This is a genomic window from Paracoccus laeviglucosivorans (assembly GCF_900182695.1).
Lineage (GTDB): Bacteria > Pseudomonadota > Alphaproteobacteria > Rhodobacterales > Rhodobacteraceae > Paracoccus > Paracoccus laeviglucosivorans.
Genome location: NZ_FXTK01000030.1, coordinates 20,913 through 27,171, shown reverse-complemented (window position 1 = coordinate 27,171; position 6,259 = coordinate 20,913). Strand labels below are relative to the sequence as shown.

Annotated in this window: 5 protein-coding genes; 3 read left to right on the top strand and 2 right to left on the bottom strand. The window is 63.3% G+C overall.

Annotated elements, in window-relative coordinates; genetic code table 11:
* Positions 1-154: 154 nt before the first annotated feature.
* The gene (gene putP / locus FN835_RS19265; RefSeq protein ID WP_142664866.1) at positions 155-1,615 is read right to left on the bottom strand and encodes a sodium/proline symporter PutP; all 1,461 of its coding nucleotides are present in this window, start codon (positions 1,613-1,615) and stop codon (positions 155-157) included.
* A 252-nt stretch (positions 1,616-1,867) separates the two neighbouring features.
* On the opposite strand from putP, the gene FN835_RS19260 reads away from it, so the two are divergent.
* From FN835_RS19260 to FN835_RS19250, 3 genes are all read left to right on the top strand, one after another.
* Positions 1,868-3,130, top strand: a complete 1,263-nt coding sequence (locus tag FN835_RS19260; protein ID WP_246098816.1) for a hypothetical protein — start codon at positions 1,868-1,870, stop codon at positions 3,128-3,130.
* A gap of 2 nt (positions 3,131-3,132) precedes the next feature.
* Positions 3,133-3,852 carry a COG3904 family protein gene (locus FN835_RS19255; RefSeq protein WP_246098815.1) on the top strand — a complete coding sequence of 240 codons (720 nt, stop codon included), beginning with the start codon at positions 3,133-3,135 and terminating at the stop codon, positions 3,850-3,852.
* Between the two features lie 66 nt (positions 3,853-3,918).
* Positions 3,919-4,842, top strand: a complete 924-nt coding sequence (locus FN835_RS19250) for a bile acid:sodium symporter family protein (protein WP_142664864.1) — start codon at positions 3,919-3,921, stop codon at positions 4,840-4,842.
* On the opposite strand, the gene FN835_RS19245 is transcribed toward FN835_RS19250, so the two are convergent.
* The gene (locus tag FN835_RS19245) at positions 4,843-6,255 is read right to left on the bottom strand and encodes an alanine/glycine:cation symporter family protein (RefSeq protein ID WP_142664863.1); all 1,413 of its coding nucleotides are present in this window, start codon (positions 6,253-6,255) and stop codon (positions 4,843-4,845) included.
* Positions 6,256-6,259 lie beyond the last annotated feature (4 nt).

Sequence of the window (6,259 nt, the reverse complement as noted above, 5' to 3'; positions counted from 1 at the left end):
GTGTCGCGCATCTTCGGATGTCATCGCGGCTCCAACCGTTTCCCCTTGTCACAATGCGGCGGGGACGGGATCAACGCAAGGTGGCCGGACGGGTATAAACGCCCCGCGACCGCATCCGTTGGACGCGCCGCCGCTGCCACGCGTCCAACCGCTTTCAGCGCGGGCGGTGCTCGTCCAGATCCGGGGTTGCTTTGCTTACGAGGATGATGGCAATCCATGATGCCACGAAGCCGGGCACGATCTCATAGATGCCCTCGCCGCCCAGCAGCGATTTGTTCAGGCCAAGCGCAATCCACAGGATTACCGTCACAGCCCCGACGACCAAGCCCGCCACCGCGCCAAGGCCAGTCATGCGACGCCAGGTCAAAGCCAGCACGATCAGCGGGCCAAAGGCGGCACCGAAGCCTGCCCAAGCGTTCGATACCAGGCTTAGCACCTGTGCATCGGGATCGCGGGCAATCACTGCGGCGACGACGCCCACCGCAAGCACGGACAGGCGACCGATATTGACCAGCTCGCGCTGGGTCGCGTCACGCTTGACCAGCGTGTGATAGATGTCCTCGGTCAGCGAGGAGGAAGCGACCAGCAACTGGCTGGATACCGTGGACATGATCGCGGCCAGCAGCGCGGCATAAAGGAATCCGGTGATCAGCGGATGGAACAGCAGGTTCGACAGGATGATGAAGATCGTTTCCGGGTCGTGAACCGTCAGCCCGTTGCGCAGCGCATAGGCGTGGCCGAAGATGCCCACTGCGACCGCGCCGATCAGCGACACGATCATCCAGGACATGCAGATGTTGCGCGCGGTGGGCACGTCCTCGACGCTGCGGATCGCCATGAAGCGCACGATGATATGTGGCTGGCCGAAATAGCCCAGGCCCCACGCAACCGCCGACAACCAGCCCAGCACGGTCATGCCCTTGGCCATCGAAAAATATTCCGGGTCCATCGCCGTCAGACGCTCGACCGCCGGGCCCACACCTGCGCCATCGCCCGAGGTCAGAATAACGATGGGCATAATGACCAGCGCCAGCATCATGATGCAGCCCTGCACAAAGTCGGTCAGGCTGACCGCCAGAAAGCCGCCGATGGTGGTATAGACCAGCACGAAGCCCATCGTCAGCAGGATGCCCGTCATGTAGTCGCCGCCGAAGGCGCTGGCGAACAGCTTGCCGCCGCCGACCAGCCCCGAGGCTGTATAGACGGCAAAGAACACCACGATCACGACGGCTGACACCATGCGCAGCAACCGCGCGCGGCTGGGGAAGCGCGCGCCAAGGAAACCGGGGATGGTCAGACTGTTGTCGTAACGCTCGGTCTGTTCGCGCAGGCGCGGCGCGACGATGATCCAGTTCAGAAGCGCGCCCAGCGTCAGACCAATGCCGATCCAGGATTGCGACAGGCCGGACACGAACAGCGCGCCGGGCAGGCCAAGCAGCAGCCAGCCGCTCATGTCGGACGCGCCTGCCGACAGCGCGGTGACCGAGGGCGACAGATCGCGTCCGCCCAGAATGTATTCCTCAGAACTGGATGTTGCCTTGCGCCACGCATAGACGCCGATGGCGATCATCACTACGAAATAGGCCGAAAGGCTGAACCACACGCCGAACTGCATATGCTCTCCGTTTGCTCACAATATTGCGCGGCTTGTGTCACGGACCATTGCGACACGGGAAACGGAAAATGCGCACATCCTGTTTCGACTGGTGACTTTGGTCGATTGGAACAAGAAAGCGCCGAATACAGGCTGATCGCCTAGGGCCACGTCATCGTAACCGGCTGATAAATGCTGTCTGGCGAAACTGTGACAAGCCAATCGGATGGAGTCATGCTTGAGTTGCGCAGCACAAGCAATTCAGGAGCCAGCATGACCGAACACCCGTCGGGCGCCGACACCGCAGGACATCGCTACGCGCGCGAGCTTGAGCGGCATCTGGACTGGTTGGACACGTTCACGTCGACCGCGCTGGCGGTTCTGGCGGCAGCATCGGGAATCTATACTTACCTGGGCGTGCGGACATTGCTGGACAATCCGGGCATCTGGACGACATTCGCCGCACTCTCCTACTCCATCGCGGTGTCCGTGGGGATCTTCGTCTTCTGGTCCTACATGCTGCGCCTGCTGCCTGCGGTCAGGACGGCCTCGGCGCGGGGTGGGCTGCTGCTGAGCATGGCACTGGGTTGCCTTGCGATCGTGGCGATGTCTTCATGGCTGAACGCCGCCGCGCTGGCCGGGGGTGCCGCCGTCGAAACGCATATGGCGACCACTGTTCAACAATATCAGGCAGCGCTGGAGCGGGCGCACGCCAATGCGGTGGCCGGGCAGTCCCTGACCCGCGACGTGGCCCGTGTGCGTCAAAGCTTTGCCGATCTGTCCGAGCAAGAGGCGGGGGGCACGCTGTCGGGCTTTTCAGGCCGGGGCGCGGTCTTTCGGGTTCTGACCCAGAAGGGGTCCGAATTGCAGGCGCTGGAAGACCAGATAAGTGGCGTAACCGAACCGATCGAACAGGCCTTTGCCGAAGGGAACACCGTTCTGGCGCGGATGCGCAGCCTGTCGGTCCAGCCGGGCGGTATTGAAGATCGCACCGTGCGCTTCTCCGAAAGTGCCGTTCAGCTGTCCGGCCTCATCACCCAGCTGCGGCAGTTGAACCCCGCGCCCCTGGTCGCGCGTGCCGCGCAGGATTTGTCCGATGCCGTGGTGCTGCCCGAGCTGGACGGAACGACTGCTGAAATGCGTGCGGGTCAGAACAGTACCATCAACTCGGTCCTGTCGCTGGTCGAACAGCGTGCCCAGACCTTGACAGCTGCCGCGAACGAGGTGCTGGCCCTGCCCCAGCCGTCCGAGGCGATCTATACCCCGATGTCCGCCGCCGACGCGGTCATCGTCTATGCCGGAAACTTCATTCCGGCTTGGGCCGGTGCGATTTCAATCGATCTGCTGCCCGCTGTTCTAGTCTTTATCGTCATGGTGGTGCAGTCGGCGATCCGGTCCGGCCGGGGCGAAACGCACGGCGATGACAGGATGACGGTGGGCGAGCTGCGCGCCGCGCTGGCGGCGGCGGAAATGCTGCGCGAACGCCAGCCGGATGCGACCGATCAGCCCCGCGCCCTTGGCCGTCCCAAGGATTGAAAATGCTGTCATCCCCTTCGGGCGCCATCAAGGCTGTGCTTTTATCGCAGGTGTTGCTGGCGGCGGCCATTGTCGTCATCGACCTGCGCAGCACCTCGGGCGGTCAGTCGCCTGAACTGTCGGCGCCCGCGCAGGGGCCGAGCGTGCGCCCCTATCGCCCCGACCAGCGCCCGCAGATGCCCGGCGCCCCTGCCATGGGACCAATGCCCGAGCGGCTGGAGTTTTCGCAGGCCGGTGATGAAATCCGCATCCTTGGGCAGATCGCGCCGGGCGATGCCGACCGCTTTCTAAGCTGGCTAGACACGACGCAGCCCGCCCAGACGCAGGTGTCGCTGAACAGTTCGGGCGGATCGGTGGCCGACGCGCTGGCCATCGGGCGCACGATCCGCAGCGCGGGCTATTCGACGCGGGTTTCCACCGGTTCGGTGTGCATGTCGGCTTGCCCCTATCTGCTGGCCGCTGGCACCACGCGCGACGTGGCACGTGGCGGCGTGGTCGGGGTTCACCAGCATTATTTCGGCAAGAACACAATCCTGCCTGCGTTCATGGCGGTGGCCGATCTGCAACGCGGGCAAGCCTCGGTCATGGATTACTTGGACGAAATGGGGATCGATTTGCGCCTGATGAGCTTTGCGATGCGCACGCCGGCCAGCGAAATATACGTTCTGGATCATGACCTTATGCAGGAACTGCGATTGACGACACGCGCAGACGACGCCTGACCGACCAAGGTTGCATCCCCGGCGGGATACCAATATCGCCGCCTCCATTCAGGTCATGGAGGAATGATGAGACTTCTTGAAAGCATTTCCAATTTCGTCGGCAAGACATTTGCGATCTGGGTGATCCTGTTCGCCGTCCTGGGTTTTGTCATGCCCGACACCTTCAAGCAGTTGACGCCGTGGATCGTGCCGCTGCTGGGCATCATCATGTTCGGCATGGGTCTGACCATCTCGGGTCGTGACTTCCAGGAGGTGGCGCGGCGTCCCCTGGATGTGGGGCTGGGCGTCCTGGCGCAATTCATCATCATGCCGCTGCTGGCCGTGGCCCTGACCAAGCTGATCCCGATGCCGCCCGAGGTCGCGGCGGGCGTGATCCTGGTCGGCTGCTGCCCAGGCGGCACCTCCAGCAATGTCATGACCTATCTGGCCAAGGGCGACGTGGCGCTGTCGGTGGCCTGCACCAGCGTCACCACCTTGTTGGCACCAATCGTCACGCCGTTTCTGGTGCTGATGCTGGCCAGCGAATACCTGCCCGTCGACGCATGGGCGATGTTCGTGTCGATCGTCAAGGTCGTGCTGCTGCCGCTGGCCTTGGGTTTTGCGGCACAGAAACTGCTGCCCGGCTTCGTGCGCGCGGCAGTGCCCGCGCTGCCTTTGGTCAGCGTGACCGGGATCGTGCTGATCGTCGCCGCCGTGGTCGGCGCGTCCAAGGGAGCCATCGCGCAATCGGGCCTGCTGATCTTTGCCGTGGTCGTCCTGCATAACGGTCTGGGCTATCTGATCGGCTATCTGGCCGCGCGCGCGGGCGGGCTGAGCCTTGCCAAGCGCAAGGCCATCGCGATCGAGGTCGGCATGCAGAACTCGGGTCTGGGTGCGGCGCTGGCGACCGCCTATTTCTCGCCCCTCGCGGCTGTGCCAAGCGCGATCTTCAGCGTCTGGCACAACATTTCCGGCGCGTTGACGGCGAACTGGATGTCGCGCTTCAAATGATCAGCGCCAGATCTCGGGATCGACGCCTTTCGCGATGTCGGGATGCTGGGACAGATGGAAGGTCGGCATCTTGCCGGCCTTCCTTTGTGCCAGGTAGTCGCGCGTCAGCTTGGCGACCGTTCCCGACAGCGCCACGATGGCGATCAGGTTGATCGTGGCCATCAGCCCCATCGAGGCATCGGCCATGTTGAACACCGTGGCGACGCTTTGGACCGCACCCCAGATCACCATCGCGACAGCCGCGACGCGCAGGACCGTCAGCCCCGTCTTGCTGCCAAATCCCAGATAGGAAAAGGCATTCTCGGCATAGGCGTAATTCCCGATGATCGAGGTGAAGGCGAAGAAAAAGATCGCCACCGCCACGAAAACGCCGCCTGCATAGCCAAAGTGATGCACCAGCGCGTTCTGGGTCAGCACGGTTCCGGTGACGCCGCTGCCCGGCTCCATCACGCCCGACAGGATGATCATCACCGCCGTCGCCGTGCAGACCAGAATGGTGTCGATGAAGACCCCAAGCGCCTGCACGAAGCCTTGGCTGGACGGGTGATGCGGATCGGGGGTGGCCACCGCCGCAATGTTCGGGGCAGAACCCATCCCTGCCTCGTTGGAAAACAGCCCGCGCTTGATGCCGTTCATCGCCGCCGCCGTGATCGACCCGGCAACACCGCCCGCCGCCTCGGTCAGGCCAAAGGCACCGCCGACAATTTCCCACAGCGCGCCGGGCACGGCGGTCAGGTTCATAAAGATTACGATGATCGCGGCCAGCAAATAGATGCCCGCCATGAAGGGCACCACGATTTCAGCCACGCGGGCGACCTGCGGGATGCCACCAAAGATGATAGCGGCCGTCAGCCCCGCCGTCACCAGCCCGACCGCCCATTTCGGCACGCCGAAGGCGCCATTGACCGCCTCGGCGATGGAATTGGCCTGCACCGAGTTGAAGACCAGCCCGAATGCCAGGATCAGCGCGACGGCAAAGACCGCCCCCAGCCAAGGCATGCCCAACCCCTTCGAGATGTAATAGGCCGGCCCGCCGCGATACATGCCACCGGTCCCATGCACCTTGTAAAGCTGCGCCAGCGCGCTTTCGGAATAGGCCGTGGCCATGCCGACCAGCGCAACCATCCACATCCAGAAGACCGCACCCGCGCCGCCCAGATAGATCGCGACCGCAACGCCTGCGATATTTCCGGTCCCTACACGCGATGCCAGACTGACCGTCAGCGCCTGCAATGGCGTGATGCCGTTCTTGTCCGCCTTGCCCGAACCGATCACGCAGCGGAACAGTTCGGGGAAATGGCGGAACTGCACAAAGCCCAGCCGAATGGTGAAATACAGACCGACCGCAAGCAGGCCATAGATCAGGATATAGTTCCAGAAGATCAGGTTCAGGAAGTCGATCACGGCATTCATACGG

Excerpts from the sequence above, each read along its gene's own strand:
- putP (WP_142664866.1), bottom strand. The coding sequence starts at position 1,615 with ATGCAGTTCGGCGTGTGGTTCAGCCTTTCGGCCTATTTCGTAGTGATG.
- FN835_RS19260 (WP_246098816.1), top strand. The coding sequence starts at position 1,868 with ATGACCGAACACCCGTCGGGCGCCGACACCGCAGGACATCGCTACGCG.
- FN835_RS19255 (WP_246098815.1), top strand. The coding sequence starts at position 3,133 with ATGCTGTCATCCCCTTCGGGCGCCATCAAGGCTGTGCTTTTATCGCAG.
- FN835_RS19250 (WP_142664864.1), top strand. The coding sequence starts at position 3,919 with ATGAGACTTCTTGAAAGCATTTCCAATTTCGTCGGCAAGACATTTGCG.
- FN835_RS19245 (WP_142664863.1), bottom strand. The coding sequence starts at position 6,255 with ATGAATGCCGTGATCGACTTCCTGAACCTGATCTTCTGGAACTATATC.